The sequence below is a fragment of the Sphaerisporangium sp. TRM90804 genome (genome assembly GCF_029846175.1).
Taxonomy (GTDB): Bacteria; Actinomycetota; Actinomycetes; order Streptosporangiales; family Streptosporangiaceae; genus Sphaerisporangium.
Window position 1 is genome coordinate 181,023 of sequence record NZ_JARWAC010000014.1, and the last position, 17,201, is coordinate 198,223.

Here is a 17,201-nt window from a genome sequence, read left to right on the forward strand (position 1 = left end):
CTGTTCCGCCGCCCGAGCCGGGCCGCACATCCGTAGGTCATCTCCGAGGGGACGCACGACATGCTTACCGCGGGAGAGGTCGCCGGCCTCATCGTCGCCATGTTCTGGGCGATCCTGGTCAGCTTTCTGGTGGTGGTGCTCGTCAGGCTCTCCCGCCTGCTGACCCAGACCACCAAGATGGTGGCCGATCTCAGCGACCGCGTGATCCCCCTGCTCGACGACGTCAGCGCCACGGTGGCCGAGACCAACCGCCAGCTCGTCGCCGTCGAGGCCATCGCCGGCGACATGAAGGAGGTCAGCGGCAACATGGTGAAGGTCACCGGCGTCGCCTCCACGATCTTCGCCCGCCCGCTCATCAAGGCCTCGGCGCTGGTCCACGGCATCCGCGGCGCCGCGGCGCGCAGGGCCCCCTCCCCGCGCCGCCTGGAGCGCGGGCGGAGGCTCCCGTGATCCGCCGGCTGTTCTACCTCGCCCTGGGCGCGTACGCCGGGGCCTGGGCGACGCGTAGGCTTCAGGCGTTGAAGCCCGACCACCTGGCCCGCCGCGCGGCCGACCGCGCCGTGGGCCTGGCGGCCGGCGCGCGCCAGTTCGCCGACGAGGCACGGCGCCTGTCCGCGGGCAGGGAGTCCGAGCTGCGGGCGCGCTACGGGCTCGACGATTTCGAAGTCATCCACCACCACGATGTAAAGGACGGCCGCTGAGATGGAGTCGGCAGAGATCGCCCGCCGCTTCCTGCGCTTCTTCGAGGAGCGCGGCCACACGATCGTGCCCTCGGCCAGCCTGGTCGCCGAAGACCCGACCCTGCTGCTGGTCAACGCCGGCATGGTGCCCTTCAAGCCCTACTTCCTCGGCCAGAAGAAGCCGCCCTACCCCCGCGCGGCCAGCGCGCAGAAGGTCATGCGCACCCTCGACATCGACGAGGTCGGCAAGACCACCCGCCACGCCAGCTTCTTCCAGATGCTCGGCAACTTCTCCTTCGGCGACTACTTCAAGGACCAGGCGATCCCCTACGCCTGGGAGCTGCTGACCAAGCCCGAGTCCGAGGGCGGGTTCGGCTTCCCCGAGGACCGCCTCTGGGCCACCGTCTACCTCGACGACGACGAGGCCTTCGGCATCTGGCACGACAAGGTGGGCGTGCCCGCGGAGCGCATCCAGCGGCGCGGCATGGCCGACAACTTCTGGTCGATGGGCGTGCCCGGCCCGTGCGGCCCGTGCACCGAGATCTACTACGACCGCGGCCCCGAGTACGGCGCCGAGGGCGGCCCGGTGGCCGACGAGACCCGTTACCTCGAGGTGTGGAACAACGTCTTCATGCAGTTCGAGCGCGGCGCCGGCGGCGGCAAGGAGGGCTTCCCGATCCTGGGCGACCTGCCGGCCAAGAGCGTCGACACCGGCATGGGCCTGGAGCGCATGGCCGCGATCCTGCAGGGCGTCGACAACATCTACGAGATCGACACCACCTACAAGATCCTCGACAAGGCCGCCGAGCTCACCCGGTCCCGCTACGGCAGGGACGCCCGGGCCGACGTCTCGCTGCGCGTGGTCGCCGACCACCTGCGCGCCGGCGTCATGCTCGTCGGCGACGGAGTGCTGCCCTCCAACGAGGGCCGGGGCTACGTGCTGCGCCGCATGCTGCGCCGCGCCATCCGCAACCTGCGGCTGCTCGGCGCGGGCGAGGAGCGCTACATGCACGAGCTCGCCGCCACCACCATCGCCGCCATGGGCGACCAGTACCCCGAGCTCAAGAGCGACGCCGCGCACATCCACACCGTGATCGACGCCGAGGAGACCTCCTTCCTCGGCACGCTCCGCACCGGCACCGCGATCTTCGACGCGGCCGTCGAGGAGACCAAGCGCAAGGGAGCCCCCGTCCTGGCGGGCGGGCAGGCGTTCCAGCTCCACGACACCTACGGCTTCCCCATCGACCTCACGCTCGAGATGGCCGCCGAGCAGGGCCTGCGGGTCGACGAGGACGGCTTCCGCCGCCTGATGAACGAGCAGCGCGACCGCGCCAAGGCCGACTCCGCGGCCAAGAAGACCGGCAACGCCGACGTCTCGGTGCTCGGCGCGATGCTCGACCGCGCCGGCAGGGTCGAGTTCCTCGGCTACGACCACACCCTCGCCGAGGCGACCGTCGTCGGCCTGCTCGTCGACGGGGCGTCGGTCCCGGCGGCCGGCGCCGGCACCACGGTCGAGGTCGTGCTCGACCGCACCCCGTTCTACGCCGAGGGCGGCGGCCAGCTCTGCGACCAGGGTACGATCCGCGCCGGCGGGGCCCTGGTCGAGATCGTCGACGTGCAGTCGCCGTTCGCGGGCCTGGTCGTGCACCGCGGCAAGGTCGCCCAGGGCGAGATCCGCGTCGGCGAGGCGGTCCAGGCCGAGATCGACGTCGAGCGCCGCCGCGCGATCTCCCGCAGCCACACCGCCACCCACCTGGTGCACCGCGGGTTCCGCAACGCGCTCGGCGAGAGCGCGGCCCAGGCCGGCTCCGAGAACTCCCCCGGCCGCTTCCGCTTCGACTTCACCGCCTCCGGCGCCGTGCCGGTGAGCGTGCTGCGCGACGTCGAGGAGGAGGTCAACGCCGTCCTCGTCAACGATCTGAAGGTCCACGCCTACCACACCTCGCTCAGCGAGGCGCGGTCCATGGGCGCGCTGGCGCTGTTCGGCGAGAAGTACGGCGACGAGGTCCGCATCGTCGAGGTCGGCGACTACTCCCGCGAGCTGTGCGGCGGCACGCACGTCGCCAGCTCCGGCCAGCTCGGCGTGGTGAAGGTGCTCGGCGAGTCCTCGATCGGCGCCGGCGTGCGCCGGGTGGAGGCCCTGGTCGGGGTGGACGCCTTCCGTTTCCTCGCCCGCGAGAGCGTGCTGGTGGCCCAGCTCAGCGAGCAGCTCAAGGTGCGCCGCGAGGAGCTTCCCGAGCGTGTCGAGGGCATCGTCTCCCGCCTTCGCGCCGCCGAGCGGGAGCTCGAGAAGCTGCGCTCGGCCCGCGTGCTCGAGGTCGCCGGCGAGCTCGCCTCCTCCGCCCGCGACATCGACGGCGTCTCGGTCGTGACGCACCGCGCGCCTGACGGGACTTCCCCCGATGACCTGCGTAAACTCGCCCTTGACGTGCGCGGCCGGTTCCCCGGTGACCGCGCCGCGATGATCCTGATCGCGGGTGTGCCCGCAGACCGCCCTGTCGTGGTGGCCGCCGTGAACGACGCGGGACGCGGCCGGGGACTCAAGGCCGGGCGTCTGGTCGGCGTGGCCGCCAAGGCACTTGGGGGTGGCGGTGGCGGCAAGGATGACGTCGCGCAGGGCGGTGGGGTGCGTGCCGAGGCGATCGGCGACGCGCTCGGCGCCGTCGAGCACGCGGTGCGCGAGACCCTGTCCTGAGCGTGCGAACAGCGCGGGGGCTTCTGCCGGAGGCCCGGCTCGGCCTGACGAGCCGGCGCTTCCCGGCGGGCCGCCCCGCCCGGGGGGCGCCGTGAGACGCGGCGTCCGCCTGGGGGTGGACGCCGGGTCGGTCCGGGTCGGCGTGGCGCGCAGCGACCCCTCGGGGCTGCTGGCCACGCCGGTCGAGACCGTCCGCAGGGGGCGGGGCGACGTCGACCGCATCGCCGCCATCGCCGCCGAGCATGAGGCCGTCGAGGTCGTCGTCGGCCTGCCGACCTCGCTGTCGGGGCGCGAGAGCCACGCGGCGGCCGCCGCGCGCGAGTTCGCGGGCCGGCTGGCCGCGCGCCTCGCGCCCACTCCGATCCGCCTGTATGACGAGCGGCTGACCACCGTGACCGCCCAGCAGCGCCTGCGCGACGGCGGCGTGACGGCGAAGAAGCAGCGGGCGATGGTCGACCAGATGGCGGCCGTGGTCCTGCTCCAGGCCGCCCTGGACGCCGAGCGCGCGAGCGGCGCGCCGCCGGGCAGGCCCCTCGATCCGCCGGGGGAACGCCCCGGCGGGGGATCGAGCGCCGGGCCGGTCAGGTGACCCGCCCGCCCGGCCCCGGCGAGGCCGGTCGGCCGGAAGGCCCCGGCGAGGGCCCGGAGCCGGAGGACGGGCCCGCACGCCTGTTCAGCCGGTCCCGGGATCCGCAAGGCCGCCCCGGCGACCCTGAGGCGCCCCTTGGCGCCCCGGCGCCCGGCGACGGCGTCTTGGAACGTTCCCCGGAGCCGGAGGGCGGCTTCGCCCGTTCCGAGGAGCCCGTGGACGTCCCGGGGGGTGAGGGGCCGCCGCAGGGCACCGCGGCGCCGGAGCCGGAGGGCGGCTTCGCCCGTCCCGAGGGGCCGGTGGACGTCCCGGGGGGTGAGGGGCCGCCGCAGGGCACCGCGGCCCCGCCGGAGCGGGAGGGCGGCTTCGACCGTCCCGAGGGGCCGCCGGAGGGTCCCGACGCCCCGCCGGAGCCGGAGGGCGACTCCGGCGGGCTGATCTCCTTCGCCGAGGAGCCGCGGGACGCCTCCGTCGCCGGGCGTCGGGAGGCGGCGCGGCGCGGGCGGCGGCGCGCCGTGCTGCTCGTCGCGGCCGGCAGCGCCGTGCTCGTCACCCTCGGGCTGACCGCCGCGCTCACGCTGTTCCGGCCGCTGGTGGCCCCGGAGGACTTCGACGGGCCCGGTTCGGGCCCGGCAGTCGTGGAGATCGCGCCGGGTGCGAGCGCGGGCGCGATCGGCGACGTCCTGGTGGGGGCCGGCGTGGTGGCGAGCACCCGCGCCTTCGTGCGCGAGGTGGAGCGGCGCGGCAAGGCCGGCGGCCTGCGGCCGGGGCGCTACCTGCTGCGCAAGCGCATGTCGGCGGGCTCCGCCGTCGACCTGCTGCTGGCGCCGCGGTCGCGGATCCGCAAGCGGGTCACCCTGCCCGAGGGGCTGCGCGCCTCCGAGGTCGTCGCCCGGCTGGCCAGGGGCTCGGGACTGCCCGCCAAGGACCTGTCGGCGCTGGCCGCCGCGCCGGCCGGGCTGGGGCTGCCCGCGTACGCGGGAGGGGCCGTCGAGGGCTACCTCTTCCCGGCCACCTACGACATCGAGCAGCGGACCACGGCGCGCGACCTGATGAGCGCGCTGGTCCGCAGGTTCAAGCGCGCCGCGGCCGATCTGGACCTGGAGGCCGGCGCGGCCAGGCACCGCCTGAGCCGCCACCAGATCGTGGTGGTCGCGAGCATCGTGCAGGCCGAGGGCGGGGGAGAGGCCGACTATCCGAAGATCGCCAGGGTGATCTACAACCGGCTGGCCGCCGGGGCCAAGCTCGAGATGGACAGCACGGTGATGTACGGCCTCGGCAAGCACGGCATCGTGGCGTCCAACGCCGAGATCAAGAAGGACACCCCGTACAACACCTACATGCACCGAGGGCTGCCGGCCGGCCCGATCGGCAACCCGGGGGAGGCGGCGCTGCGAGCGGCGCTTCATCCCGCAAAGGGCGCTTGGAACTGGTTCGTCACGGTCGATCCAAAGCGTAGAATCACGAAATTCACCGACAAAGAGAGCGAGTTCGTGAAGTTCCGAGAAGAGCTCAACAGACGTCTCGGACAGCAGTGATGCTTGAGGGGACAGCCACCGTGTGCCGTACACTCCCGGTGACCCGGGCCGGTGCGGTGCCGGGCGTGGAACGGCCGCGTGCCTGGCGGATCCCCTCGAAAACGGGCACGCGCTTGACGGACGGCCGGTCCTACCGGGAGATTGGCGAGCGCACCTATGAACGATCTCGACCTCGATGGTCTGCTGGGCGCCGAGGACGACGAAGGTCCCCGGCGCAGGTCACGCGGTGCGAGGAGCACCCGCAGCCGCAGCAGGAGGCGCCAGCGCCGCCAGCGCCGCAAGGGCTACGCGGCGTTCCTGGTCGCGATGCTCATCATCGTCGGCGTCCTCGGCGTCGGCGGGTACTACGGCTACCAGTGGATACGCGGCGTAACCACCGTCAAGGACTTCGCGGGCCCGGGCACGGGCGAGGTGGTCGTGGAGATCAAGGAGGGCCAGAGCGCCAGCCAGGTCGCCCAGACCCTCGTCGAGCAGGGCGTGGTGGCCAGTGAGCGGGCGTTCATCAACGCGATCGGGGCGGCGGGCAAGACCGCCTCGCTGCAGCCCGGCGAGTACAAGCTCCGCAAGGGCATGGCGGCGAGCGGCGCGGTGCCGCTGCTCGACCCGGGCAAGCGGCTGAAGAGCACCGTCACGCTGAAGGAGGGCCTGCGGCTCTCGCAGATCCTGACGCAGCTCGCCGCCGCGACCGGCAAGCCCGTCACGGAGTTCCGGCGCGCCGCCAGGGACGCCGAGGCGCTCGGGCTGCCCGAGTACGCCAAGGGCAAGCTGGAGGGCTTCGCCTTCCCGGCCACCTACGAGATCTCGCCGAGGTCGAGCGCGCAGGACATCCTCGCCGAGATGGTCCAGCGTTACGAGCACGCCGCCGAGGAGGCCGACCTGGTCTCCCGCGCCAAGGAGGTCGGCCGCACGCCCATGGAGATCCTCACCATCGCCAGCATCGCGCAGGCCGAGGCGGGCACCGTCGCCGACATGGGCAAGGTCTCCCGGGTCATCTACAACCGGATGAGCCGCAACCCCCCGCTGACGCTCTCGATGGACAGCACCGTGATGTACGGCCTCAACAAGTTCGGCATCTCCGCCACCCACGCGGACCTGGAGAGCAAGTCGCCGTACAACACCTACAAGCGCCTCGGCCTGCCGCCGGGGCCCATCGGCAACCCCGGCGACGACGCGATCGAGGCGGCCCTCGACCCGACGCCGGGCCCGTGGCTGTACTTCGTCACCGTCGACCCCGACCGCAACATCACCAAGTTCACCGACTCCGACATCGAGCACCAGAAGCTGGTCGAGGAGTTCAACCGGAACCAGCGGGGCGGCTGATGCGGCGTGCCGCCGTCCTCGGGTCGCCCATCGCGCACTCGCTGTCGCCGTTCCTGCACCGGGCCGCCTACCAGGCCCTCGGGCTGACCGGCTGGCGGTACGACGCCGTCGAGTGCGACGAGGCGGCCCTGCCCGCCCTGATGGCCGGCATGGGCCCCGAATGGGCCGGCCTCTCGCTCACCATGCCGCTGAAACGGGCGGTGCTGCCCCTGCTCGACACCGTCTCGGCGCTCGCGGTCGAGGTCGGCGGGGCCAACACCGTGGTGTTCCGCGACGGAGCCCGGCACGGGGAGAACACCGACGTGTACGGCATCGTGGGCGCGCTCGCCGAATCCGGCGTCCTGCCGCCCAGGGCGGCCACGATCCTGGGCGGCGGCGCGACGGCCGCCTCGGCGCTGGCCGCGCTGCGCGAGCTGGGGCTGGGCGAGGCGTCGCTCGCCGTCCGCGACCCGTCGCGCGCGGGGGAGACCGCGCGGGTCGCCGAGCGGCTGGGCATGGCGCTGCGCGTGGAGACCTTCGACAAGGTCGACGGCCTGCTCGACGTCGACCTGGTGGTCTCCACGCTGCCGCCGGGCGCGGCCGACGGGTTCGCCGGCGCCGTCGGCCGCGTGCCCGCCCTGCTCGACGTCGTGTACGCCCCGTGGCCCACCCCCCTGGCGCGCGCCGTGCGCGCCGCGGGCGGCACGGTCGTCAGCGGCTTCGCCATGCTGCTGCACCAGGCCGCGCTCCAGGTGGAGCTGCACACCGGCCGGCGGGACGCCCCCGTCGAGACCATGCGCGCCGCCGGCGAGGCCGAGATCGCCCGGCGCGCGGCGGCCCCGGCGCGCTGAGACGCCCGCACCGGCCGCGATGATGACGGTGCGTGGCGCGCCGGTCGCGCCCCGTGCAGCGGGCGGGGAATCATTCGATAGGTACACGGTGTTGTGGTAGTGTTACTGCTTGATCGGTCCGGCACGAAACTGCTGGACGCGCAAGCGGAGGCCCTCCTCCCACCTGATCGGCCGCGAGGCCGGCGGGTCAAGGATCACACCGGTATCGACTTCCGGCGAGTTCACCTTCGGACGACCGAAGGGCTCAGTGGCCCCGCATGCGCGACGTGTGGGGCTTTTCGCACGTACAGGGCGACATCCCCGGGCGCGATCGAGCAGCGACGCAGGATACGCCAGGTACCTAGGAGGTCCCATCAGCACTGAGCCCCGCATCAACGAGCGTATTCGTGTGCCCGAGGTCCGCCTCGTCGGCCCGAACGGCGAGCAGGTCGGCATCGTCACCATCGGTGACGCGCTCAAGCTGGCCCAGGAGTCCGATCTCGACCTGGTCGAGGTCGCGGCCACGGCTCGGCCGCCCGTGTGCAAGCTCATGGACTACGGCAAGTTCAAGTACGAGTCCGCGATGAAGGCACGCGAGGCGCGCCGCAACCAGGCGCACACGATCATCAAGGAGATCAAGCTCCGGCCGAAGATCGATCCGCACGACTACGAGACCAAGAAGGGTCACGTCGTTCGGTTCCTCAAAGCGGGGGACAAGGTCAAGGTCACGATCATGTTCCGCGGGCGTGAGCAGTCCCGCCCGGAACTGGGTTTCCGCCTTCTGCAGCGGCTCGCCGAGGACGTCACGGAGCTCGGCTTCGTCGAGTCCCAGCCGAAGCAGGACGGCCGAAACATGATCATGGTGATCGGGCCGCACAAGAAGAAGGCCGAAGCGAAGGCCGAGCGGGCGGCCGCCCGTACGCGTTCCGACGACTCGCCCGAAGGGGCCGAGCTCGAGCAGGAACTGGCGGGGGCGGAACCGCAGGAGTGAGGCGGCGCGCCTGAGCGCGCGGCGCGGCGCGGACAAGCACAACCGTGACCGGGTCAGAACTCCAGTCAGGCGATCGTCTGCCTGGGGTAACTTGACCCGGTACATCGGCACGGACGAATGAGGGAGAGACGGCTGACATGCCGAAGATGAAGACGCACAGCGGTGCGAAGAAGCGGTTCCGCCTCAGCGGCAGCGGCAAGATCATTCGCCGTCGGGCGAACCGTGCTCACTACAACGAGCACAAGTCGTCCAAGCTGACGCGCCGTCTCGCGCCGGAGGTCGTCGTGTCCGATGCCGACTCCAAAAAGATCAAGAAGCTGCTGGGCAAGTAACCGAACCCCCGGGGAGATAGAACAATGGCACGCGTAAAGCGGGCGCTCAACGCCAAGAAGAAGCGCCGCGTCGTCCTCGAGCGGGCGAGTGGTTACCGGGGTCAGCGGTCGCGTCTGTACCGCAAGGCCAAGGAGCAGATGCTCCACTCGATGACCTACGCCTACCGCGACCGCAAGGACAAGAAGGGCACCTTCCGGCGCCTTTGGATCCAGCGCATCAACGCCGCGGCGCGCGCGAACGGCATCACCTACAACCGCTTCATCCAGGGTCTGCGGATCGCCGGGGTCGAGGTCGACCGCAAGATCCTCGCCGACCTCGCCGTCAACGACAGCCAGGCCTTCACGGCGCTGGCCGAGGCCGCCAGGAAGGCACTGCCGGCCGACGTGAACGCGCCGGTCGCCTGAGCCGGCGGCGCACGACCCGGTGAACGACTCGTTCTCTTTCGGAGCGGGTCGTTCATCTGTTTACACGCCCGCGCGCCGTCGCGCCGCGCGGGCTCTCCAGGGGGACACATGGCCGGATCAGAGCTGACCAACACCAGGTCCCCGCGGGTCAAGGCGGCCAAGCGCCTGACCAAGCGAGCCTTCAGAGACCGCGACCGCGCGTTCCTCGCAGAGGGCCCCCAGGCGGTCAGGGAGGCGCTGGGCCTTCCCGGCGTCGTCACCGAGGTGTTCACCACCGCGGAGGCCGAGTCGCGCCATCCGGAGATCCTGACGGCCGCTCGGCTGGCCGGGGTGCCGGTGCACGGCGCGAGCGGCGAGGTCATGGCCGAGCTGGCCCAGACCGTCACGCCCCAGGGGCTGCTCGCGGTCTGCCGCTTCGTGCACGTCCCCCTGGCCGAGGCCGTTCCCGAGGGGGCCGGCCTGGTCGCCGTGCTCGCCTACGTGCGCGACCCGGGCAACGCCGGAACGGTTCTGCGCACGGCCGACGCCGCGGGCGCCGACGGCGTGGTCTTCACCGACGCCTCCGTCGACCCGTACAACGGCAAGTGCGTGCGCGCCAGCGCCGGCAGCCTGTTCCACCTGCCGGTCGCCACCGCCGCGCCCGTGGCCGCGGCCGTGGGCGAACTGCGGGCCAAGGGCCTGCGGGTCCTCGCCGCCGACGGGGCGGGGAGCCGGACGCTCGACGACGTCGACCTGAGCGGCCCGACGGCCTGGATCTTCGGCAACGAGGCGTGGGGGCTTCCCGAGGAGGTTCTCGGCCTCGCCGACGAGGTGGTGCGCGTCCCCATCTACGGACGCGCCGAGAGCCTCAACCTGGCCACGGCGGCCGCGGTGTGCCTGTATGCCTCGGCGCGGGCCCGTCGTGCCGCCACGCCCGTCTGAGGGACGCGCGGGCCCCGCCCTCCCGGCGCGCCCGCCCCGGCCAGAAGCGGGGCTGCCGTCGGGCACCGGAAACCCGCTATTGTCGGCCCTGTAGTCGTCGAGGAGGCGGTGTGCACGGCGGACAGACCGACCGACGGGGCGCCGATGCCGCGTGTGCGATCCAGATCGACGATCTCCCCGACGGCGTCGTCGTGGCCGATCACCGCGGCCGGGTCGTGGGCTTCAACCAGGCCGCCGCCCGCCTCACCGGAGTGACTCCCGAGCAGGCCGTGGGAAGGCACTTCCCCGACGTCCTGCCGCTGCGCGACGACGACGGCCGCGACTGGTGGAAATGGCTGGACGCCTACGGCGGGCTGCGCATCCGCAGCCGCCAGCCCGAGTGCTCCCTGTCGCTGCCCGGCGGCCAGGAGCTGCTGGTGGCCGTGCGGTTCGTCCGCGGGCCCGAGCGCGGCGGCGACGTCGTGCGGGTGGTCGTCACCCTGCGCGGCTGCGCGGCCCGCGCCCGGCTGGAGCGCAGCAGGGCCGACCTCGTGTCCACGGTCGCCCACGAGCTGCGCTCGCCGCTCACCAGCGTCAAGGGCTTCACCGCCACCCTGCTGGCCAAGTGGGAGCGCTTCACCGACGACCAGAAGCGCGTGATGCTGGAGACCGTCAACGCCGACGCCGACCGCGTCACCCGGCTGATCACCGAGCTGCTGGACGTGTCGCGCATCGAGTCCGGGCGGCTGCAGATCCACCGCCAGGTGGTCGACATCCCCGCCAGGGCCCGTAAGATCATCGCGGGATGGGTGGCCGCCGGCGAGGCCCCCGAGCGCTTCCGGCTCGAAGTGGGCGACCGCCTCCCCGAGACCTGGCTCGACCAGGACAAGGTTGACCAGATCCTCGGAAACCTGCTGGAAAATGCGATGCGTCACGGGCGCGGTACCGTGACGATAGTCGTGGAGCCCATCGAGTGGGGAGTCGCCGTGTCCGTGCGCGACCAAGGCGAGGGTGTCGCACCCGAGCTGGCCCCGCGCGTCTTCCGGCAGTTCTGGCGCGGCAACGGCCGCCGCCGCGGCGGCACCGGCCTCGGCCTCTTCATCGTCAAGGGCCTCGTCGAGGCGCACGGCGGCACCATCACCGTGCAGCGGGCTCCCGGCGGCGGCGCGGAGTTCCGATTTACCATGCCCACCGGCACCCCCGACTTCGCCTGAGGCGTCGTCCGGAACGGCCGGTGGGCCGCCCACCGCTGGTGCGGGGGCTCACACCCGCGCCAGGCGTGCGGTCGCGGAGGTCGGCGACGACCTCCGCCGGCCTCCGGCCGTGAGGGCCGTCCACAGGCCCTCGCCCGCGGCCGGCGGGCCACCCGCGACGCACTAGAATCGTGCCCGCTCAAGCCCTGGATACGGAGCTCACTCTTGTCGAACACCTATGACCCGGTCGAGGTGACGCCGTTGCACGCCGACGAGGTGGCGCGCATGCAGGCCGAAGCCGTCGCCGCGATCGACGCGGCCGCCGACCTCGACGCACTCAAGCAGGCGCGGCTGGCCCACTCCGGCGACCGCTCCCCGATCGCGCTGGCCAACCGCGAGATCGGCGCGCTGCCGCCGCAGGCGCGCGCCGAGGCCGGCAAGCGCATCGGCGGCGCGCGCAAGGCGATCTCCGAGGCCCTGGCCGCCCGGCAGGCCGTGCTGCAGGCCGAGCGCGACGAGCGGGTGCTGGTGGAGGAGACCGTCGACGTCACCCTTCCCTGGGACCACACGCCCGCCGGCGCCCGCCACCCGCTGACCACGCTGCAGGAGCGCGTGGCCGACGCCTTCGTCGCCATGGGCTACGAGATCGCCGAGGGCCCCGAGCTGGAGGGCGAGTGGTTCAACTTCGACGCCCTCAACATCGCGGCCGACCACCCGGCGAGGTCCGAGCACGACACCTTCTTCGTCGAGTCGGTCGACTCCGGCATGGTGCTGCGCACCCAGACCTCCCCGGTGCAGGTCCGCGCCCTGCTCTCGCGTGATCTGCCGGTGTACGTCATCTCGCCCGGCAAGGTCTTCCGCACCGACGAGCTCGACGCCACGCACACCCCGGTGTTCCACCAGATCGAGGGCCTGGCCGTCGACGAGGGCCTCACCATGGCCCACCTCAAGGGCACGCTCGACCGCTTCGCCGAGGTCATGTTCGGCGAAGGCATCATGACCCGCTTCCGCCCGAACTACTTCCCCTTCACCGAGCCCTCCGCCGAGATGGACCTGCGGTGCTTCGTGTGCCGCGGCGCCTCGGCCGTGCCGGGCAACCCGCCCTGCCGCACCTGCAAGTCCGAGGGCTGGATCGAGTGGGGCGGCTGCGGCATGGTCAACCCCCGGGTGCTGGTGGCCTGCGGCGTCGACCCCGCCCGCTACAGCGGGTTCGCCTTCGGCATGGGCGTGGAGCGCACGTTGATGTTCCGCCACAACGCCGAGGACATGAGGGACATGGTCGAGGGAGACGTGCGCTTCACGCTCCCGTTCGGTATGGAGGTCTGATGAGGTTCCCGCTCTCCTGGCTGCGGGAGTACGTCGACCTGCCCGCCGTCACCGCCCACGAGGTCGCCGACAAGCTGACCGCCGCCGGGCTCAAGCTGGAGTCGATCGAGTCGGTCGGCTACGACATCAAGAACGTCGTCGTCGGCGAGGTCCTGTCGATCGAGGAGCTCACCGGCTTCAAGAAGCCCATCCGCTACTGCTCGCTCGAGGTCGGCGAGGCCGCGCCGCGCTGGCTCATCTGCGGCGCCGTCAACTTCGCGGTCGGCGACCGCGTCCCGGTGGCGCTGCCCGGCGCGGTGCTGCCGGGCGGGTTCGAGGTCGGCTCCCGCAAGACCTACGGCCGGCTCTCCGACGGCATGATCTGCTCGGCCCGCGAGCTCGGCGTCGGCGACGACCACGACGGCATCATGATCCTGCCGTCCGACACGCCCCTGGGCGCCGACGTCGTCGAGCTGCTCGGCCTGCGCGACGACGTCATCGAGCTGGAGGTCACCCCCGACCGCGGGTACGCGCTGTCGGTCCGGGGCGTGGCCCGCGAGGCCGCCACCGCCTTCGGCGTGCCCTGGCGCGACCCCGCCGACGTGGAGCCCCCGGCGTTCACCGAGGAGTCCCACCCGGCGTCCATCGCCGACCCCTCGGCGTGCGACCGCTTCGTGCTGCGCGCGGTGTCGGGCGTCGACCCCACGGCCGAGACGCCGATGTGGATGCGCGTGCGGCTCACCCGCGCGGGCATGCGCCCGGTCTCGCTGGCCGTCGACATCACCAACTACCTGATGATCGAACTGGGCCAGCCGCTGCACGCCTTCGACCGCGCCCGGCTCACCGGGCCCGTGGTCGTGCGCAGGGCCGCGCCGGGCGAGACGCTGGAGACCCTCGACCACGTGGTGCGCGAGCTGCACCCCGACGACATCCTGATCACCGACTCCTCGGGCCCGATCTCGATGGCCGGCACCATGGGCGGCCTGGAGACCGAGATCTCCGCCGCCTCCACCGAGCTGGTCATCGAGGCGGCGCACTTCTCGCCCACCGGCACCGCCCGCATGTCCCGGCGCCACAACCTCGTCAGCGAGGCCTCGCGCCGGTTCGAGCGCGGCGTCGACCGCGAGCTGCCGCTGTACGCCTCCTGGCGCGCGGTGCAGATGCTGGTCGCCTTCGGCGGCGGCACCGCCGAGCCCGGCGTCACGCACGCCTGGGCCGAGGTCGAGCCGGTCACGATCACCATCCCGGCCGACCACCCCGACCAGGTCGCGGGCGTGACGTACGGCCGCGACACCGTCGTGCGCCGGCTGGAGCAGGTCGGCTGCACGGTCGTCGGCCACGGCGAGTCGGTCGGCAGGGCGGGCGCCGAGGGGTCGGTGCCGGTCGCGGCCGACCTGCTGGCCCCGCCCGGCCACCCGAGCCAGGCCGAGCTGCTGGCGGTCACCCCGCCGTCGTGGCGTCCCGACCTGACCGACCCCAACGACCTCGCCGAGGAGGTCATCCGGCTTGAGGGGTACGAGGGGCTGCCGTCGGTGCTTCCGGCCGCCCCCGCGGGCGCCGGCCTCACCGAGACGCAGCGGCTGCGCCGCCGCGTCGGCCGCGCGCTGGCCGCCGCCGGCTACGTTGAGACGCTGGCCTATCCGTTCATGGGCTCCCGCGACCTCGACCAGCTCCGCCTGGCCGCCGACGACGACCGCCGCCGCGCGGTGCGCCTGGCCAACCCGCTGAGCGAGGACGAGCCGCTGATGCGCACGACGCTGCTGCCCGGCCTGCTCAAGACCATGGTGCGCAACGCCGGCCGCGGGTTCGGCGACGCCGCCCTGTTCGAGGTCGGCCTGGTCTACCGCCCCGAGCCGGGCGCGCCGGCCAAGGCGCCGGTGCTCGGCGTCGACCGCCGGCCGAGCGAGGAGGAGCTGTCGAGCATCACCGCTGCGCTGCCCCGCCAGCCGCTGCGGGTGGCGGTCGTGCTGGCCGGTGAGCGGGTGCGCTCGGGCTGGTGGGGCGCGGGCCGCCCGGCCTCCTGGGCCGACGCCGTCGAGGCCGCCCGCGCGGTCGCCCGCGAGGCCGGGGTGGCCGTCACCGTCCACGCCGACCACCACGAGCCGTGGCACCCGGGGCGGTGCGCCGCCCTGTACGTCGGGGAGGCCCTGCTGGGGCACGCCGGCGAGCTGCACCCGCGCGTGGTCGAGGCGTACGGCCTGCCGCCGCGCACCGCGGCGATGGAGCTCGAGCTCGACGTCCTGGAGGCCGTCCTGCCGGGCCCGGCGCAGGCCCGTCCGGTGTCGGCGTACCCCGTCGCCACGCAGGACGTCGCGCTCGTCGTCCCCGCCGAGGTGCCGGTCGCCGGGGTCGAGGCGGCGCTGCGCGAGGGCGCGGGCGAGCTGCTGGAGTCGATCCGGCTGTTCGACGTCTACACCGGCGCCCAGGTGGGCGAGGGCAAGAAGTCCCTGGCCTACACCCTGCGCTTCCGCGCCGCCGACCGCACCCTCACCGTCGAGGAGACCACCGCGGCCCGCGACGCCGCCGTAGCCCTCGCCGGCGAACGCACCGGCGCCCAGCTGCGAGGAGTCTAGGCGGGCGGGCGGCAGGTGGCCTTCACCTGCCGCCCGTGCCGGATCACGTCCTCCAGCGCCGGGGGTCCAGGACGTTGAGGCGACGTGGCCCGCCCGGCGGATCGGAGAGCGCCTCGCCGGCATCGGCCTGGCCCCGTCCCGGCGGGTCCGGCGCGATGCCGATCCTCTGGAGCAGCTCGCGGGTGATTCCCGCCTGTTCGAACAGGGCCATGAGCACCGCCTCCGCGAGGCGGCCGCGGGCTTCGGGGGTGCACATCATGGCCAGGGCGGTGAGCAGCGGTGCCGAGCGCGAGCCGAGGTGGGGCAGGAAGTGTCGCTCCAGGGTCTCCCGGTCGATCACCTGGCCGTGCGCGACGGTCAGCAGGGTGTGAAAGCTCCACACCTGGTCGTCGGGATGGTCGGCGTGCAGCACTTGGACCGCGGTCAGCAGGTCTCCCCGCTCTCCCAGCTCCCGGGTGATCGCCGCCCGGTTGGCCCGGTCGTCCCCGCGTGCCGTCAGCACCGCGCACAGCGTGTGAAGGGTGTGCGGCTCGACGGGCTCCCGCGTCGCGGCCTTGATCAGCACGTCCGAGTCGAGCGGCTTGAGGACGGAGACCTGTTCCTCCGGGTCCAGGTACGCGGCGAGCTTCAACGTGACGGCGGGTTCGGCCGGGGTCAGCCGGCGTAGCGCCGCCGCCAGCGGCGGGGCGATCCAGTGGTCGGCGTTCCGCCGGATCTCCTCGAAGTCGTCCAGCGTCAGCAGCGACCCGTACGCCATGCTCAGCACGATGCCGTACAGCCGTTCCCGCAGTTCCCGATCAAGGGACTGTGCCGTGACGAGCAGCCTGCGGTCGCCGACGATGTTCCGGATGTCCCGCATATGGTCGCCGGCGGTGACCGCGCCCCTCAGCGCGTCGAGCCGGTCGAGCCGGCCCGCGAGGCGCTCGGTCCGCCCCTGGTCGAGGCCGTCGGCGCACGCGATCAGAAGCTCGGCCGCCGCCTGGTGGGCGGTGCGGGTACGCGGCGGAACCCTGTACCGGGCGTCGTCGTCCTCGATGAGGGCGACGAACGCGGCGAGGTCGGCGGCCTTCATGGAGCGTGGCCTGGTGTCGCGCGCGAACCGTGTCACGAGGTCGCCCGGGTCCTCGTGGTTCGCCAGCATGGCGTGGTAGCGCCGGGCGGTGTCGGGGTACTCGTCCACGGATACCGGGCCGCTCCATCTGATCTTGTGGGCTTCCGCCGGGGCGTGCCGCGCGAACGACAACCTGATGCGGTGCCGTACCGCGCTGTCGGTCCAGGTGGAGGTGGTCAGCCTGCTCCGGAAACCGTAGGGGAGCAGCGCCGCCGCCGTGTCGAGGAACCGCAGCCGGTCGGCGAGCGGCACGTGTTCGGCGCCCACGACGCATACGGGCCTGCCGGTGAGGAGAAGGGCGGCCGCGGCCATGGCCGTGTCGTCCACCGCCGCGGCGGTCGACGCCCAGTCCGGTGCGGGCACATGGACGGTGGGCAGGCCCTCGACCGGCAGCGCGCACCCGCCGAAGCCCGTGTAGAGGGCCTCGTACGACACCGGGCCGTGGGCGAGCTGGGCGTAGGGGGCGCAGAAGTAGCGGGTGACGGCGATGTCTCGTCCCAGCCCGTCCCTGTCGTCGGACCGCTCCTGGATGGCCATGCCGACGTGCGCGTTCTCGCCGTCGTCCACCCAGCTGGTGGTCACCTGCGGCAGGTCGGCCTGGCCGCCCGGCGCGAACCGGGCGATGATCTGGGCGAATTCGTCGCGGGTGAACCGGCCCTGGCTGTGGGCCAGGATCTCGTCGCCGTCCCGGGCACCCGGACGCTTCCCGTGGATCGCCCAATCGGGGGTGACTCGTACGATCAATCGATCCTCACCAGTC

15 protein-coding genes are annotated in these 17,201 nt (G+C 73.0%); 14 read left to right on the plus strand and 1 reads right to left on the minus strand.

Annotated elements, in window-relative coordinates:
* The first annotated feature begins 60 nt into the window (after window positions 1-60).
* From PYR91_RS18405 to PYR91_RS18470, 14 genes are all read left to right on the plus strand, one after another.
* A complete protein-coding gene (locus tag PYR91_RS18405; RefSeq protein WP_279781101.1) occupies window positions 61-450 on the plus strand; it encodes a DUF948 domain-containing protein in 390 nt (129 codons plus the stop codon).
* The gene (locus PYR91_RS18410) at window positions 447-701 is read left to right on the plus strand and encodes a hypothetical protein (protein ID WP_279781102.1); all 255 of its coding nucleotides are present in this window, start codon (window positions 447-449) and stop codon (window positions 699-701) included. The genes PYR91_RS18405 and PYR91_RS18410 overlap by 4 nt, the downstream gene beginning before the upstream one ends.
* Before the next feature lies 1 nt (window position 702).
* On the plus strand, window positions 703-3,375 hold the full coding sequence (gene alaS, locus PYR91_RS18415) for an alanine--tRNA ligase (RefSeq protein WP_279781103.1): 2,673 nt from the start codon (window positions 703-705) through the stop codon (window positions 3,373-3,375).
* Window positions 3,376-3,466: 91 nt separating this feature from the next.
* Window positions 3,467-3,964: a Holliday junction resolvase RuvX gene (gene ruvX / locus PYR91_RS18420; RefSeq protein ID WP_279781104.1), complete on the plus strand. Its 498-nt coding sequence runs from the start codon at window positions 3,467-3,469 to the stop codon at window positions 3,962-3,964.
* Window positions 3,965-4,179: 215 nt separating this feature from the next.
* Entirely contained in the window at window positions 4,180-5,502 is a 1,323-nt protein-coding gene (mltG, locus tag PYR91_RS18425) for an endolytic transglycosylase MltG (RefSeq protein WP_279781105.1), read from the plus strand.
* A 156-nt stretch (window positions 5,503-5,658) separates the two neighbouring features.
* Window positions 5,659-6,822 (plus strand): endolytic transglycosylase MltG, encoded by a 1,164-nt coding sequence (gene mltG, locus PYR91_RS18430; protein ID WP_279781106.1) that lies wholly within the window; start codon window positions 5,659-5,661, stop codon window positions 6,820-6,822.
* On the plus strand, window positions 6,822-7,652 hold the full coding sequence (locus PYR91_RS18435; RefSeq protein ID WP_279781107.1) for a shikimate dehydrogenase: 831 nt from the start codon (window positions 6,822-6,824) through the stop codon (window positions 7,650-7,652). Before mltG (PYR91_RS18430) ends, PYR91_RS18435 begins: the two co-directional genes overlap by 1 nt.
* A gap of 352 nt (window positions 7,653-8,004) precedes the next feature.
* Window positions 8,005-8,622 (plus strand): translation initiation factor IF-3, encoded by a 618-nt coding sequence (gene infC, locus PYR91_RS18440; RefSeq protein ID WP_347943269.1) that lies wholly within the window; start codon window positions 8,005-8,007, stop codon window positions 8,620-8,622.
* Between the two features lie 137 nt (window positions 8,623-8,759).
* On the plus strand, window positions 8,760-8,954 hold the full coding sequence (gene rpmI, locus PYR91_RS18445) for a 50S ribosomal protein L35 (RefSeq protein ID WP_279781108.1): 195 nt from the start codon (window positions 8,760-8,762) through the stop codon (window positions 8,952-8,954).
* Between the two features lie 24 nt (window positions 8,955-8,978).
* Entirely contained in the window at window positions 8,979-9,359 is a 381-nt protein-coding gene (rplT, locus tag PYR91_RS18450; protein ID WP_279781109.1) for a 50S ribosomal protein L20, read from the plus strand.
* A 108-nt stretch (window positions 9,360-9,467) separates the two neighbouring features.
* Complete coding sequence (locus tag PYR91_RS18455) at window positions 9,468-10,280, plus strand: RNA methyltransferase (protein ID WP_279781110.1); 813 nt, start codon at window positions 9,468-9,470, stop codon at window positions 10,278-10,280.
* A gap of 110 nt (window positions 10,281-10,390) precedes the next feature.
* Window positions 10,391-11,473: an ATP-binding protein gene (locus PYR91_RS18460; RefSeq protein ID WP_279781111.1), complete on the plus strand. Its 1,083-nt coding sequence runs from the start codon at window positions 10,391-10,393 to the stop codon at window positions 11,471-11,473.
* A 264-nt stretch (window positions 11,474-11,737) separates the two neighbouring features.
* A complete protein-coding gene (gene pheS, locus PYR91_RS18465; RefSeq protein ID WP_279781138.1) occupies window positions 11,738-12,778 on the plus strand; it encodes a phenylalanine--tRNA ligase subunit alpha in 1,041 nt (346 codons plus the stop codon).
* Entirely contained in the window at window positions 12,778-15,330 is a 2,553-nt protein-coding gene (locus PYR91_RS18470; RefSeq protein WP_279781112.1) for a phenylalanine--tRNA ligase subunit beta, read from the plus strand. The genes pheS and PYR91_RS18470 overlap by 1 nt, the downstream gene beginning before the upstream one ends.
* Before the next feature lie 43 nt (window positions 15,331-15,373).
* Here the strand turns inward: PYR91_RS18470 and PYR91_RS18475 are convergent, their stop codons facing one another.
* On the minus strand, window positions 15,374-17,185 hold the full coding sequence (locus PYR91_RS18475; protein ID WP_279781113.1) for a hypothetical protein: 1,812 nt from the start codon (window positions 17,183-17,185) through the stop codon (window positions 15,374-15,376).
* Window positions 17,186-17,201: the final 16 nt, after the last annotated feature.

What these genes read in the sequence shown, in the direction of transcription:
- mltG (WP_279781106.1), top strand. Translation starts at nt 5,659, where the DNA reads ATGAACGATCTCGACCTCGATGGTCTGCTGGGCGCCGAGGACGACGAA.
- PYR91_RS18435 (WP_279781107.1), top strand. Translation starts at nt 6,822, where the DNA reads ATGCGGCGTGCCGCCGTCCTCGGGTCGCCCATCGCGCACTCGCTGTCG.
- rpmI (WP_279781108.1), top strand. Translation starts at nt 8,760, where the DNA reads ATGCCGAAGATGAAGACGCACAGCGGTGCGAAGAAGCGGTTCCGCCTC.
- PYR91_RS18470 (WP_279781112.1), top strand. Translation starts at nt 12,778, where the DNA reads ATGAGGTTCCCGCTCTCCTGGCTGCGGGAGTACGTCGACCTGCCCGCC.
- alaS (WP_279781103.1), top strand. Translation starts at nt 703, where the DNA reads ATGGAGTCGGCAGAGATCGCCCGCCGCTTCCTGCGCTTCTTCGAGGAG.
- rplT (WP_279781109.1), top strand. Translation starts at nt 8,979, where the DNA reads ATGGCACGCGTAAAGCGGGCGCTCAACGCCAAGAAGAAGCGCCGCGTC.
- PYR91_RS18405 (WP_279781101.1), top strand. Translation starts at nt 61, where the DNA reads ATGCTTACCGCGGGAGAGGTCGCCGGCCTCATCGTCGCCATGTTCTGG.
- PYR91_RS18455 (WP_279781110.1), top strand. Translation starts at nt 9,468, where the DNA reads ATGGCCGGATCAGAGCTGACCAACACCAGGTCCCCGCGGGTCAAGGCG.
- pheS (WP_279781138.1), top strand. Translation starts at nt 11,738, where the DNA reads ATGCAGGCCGAAGCCGTCGCCGCGATCGACGCGGCCGCCGACCTCGAC.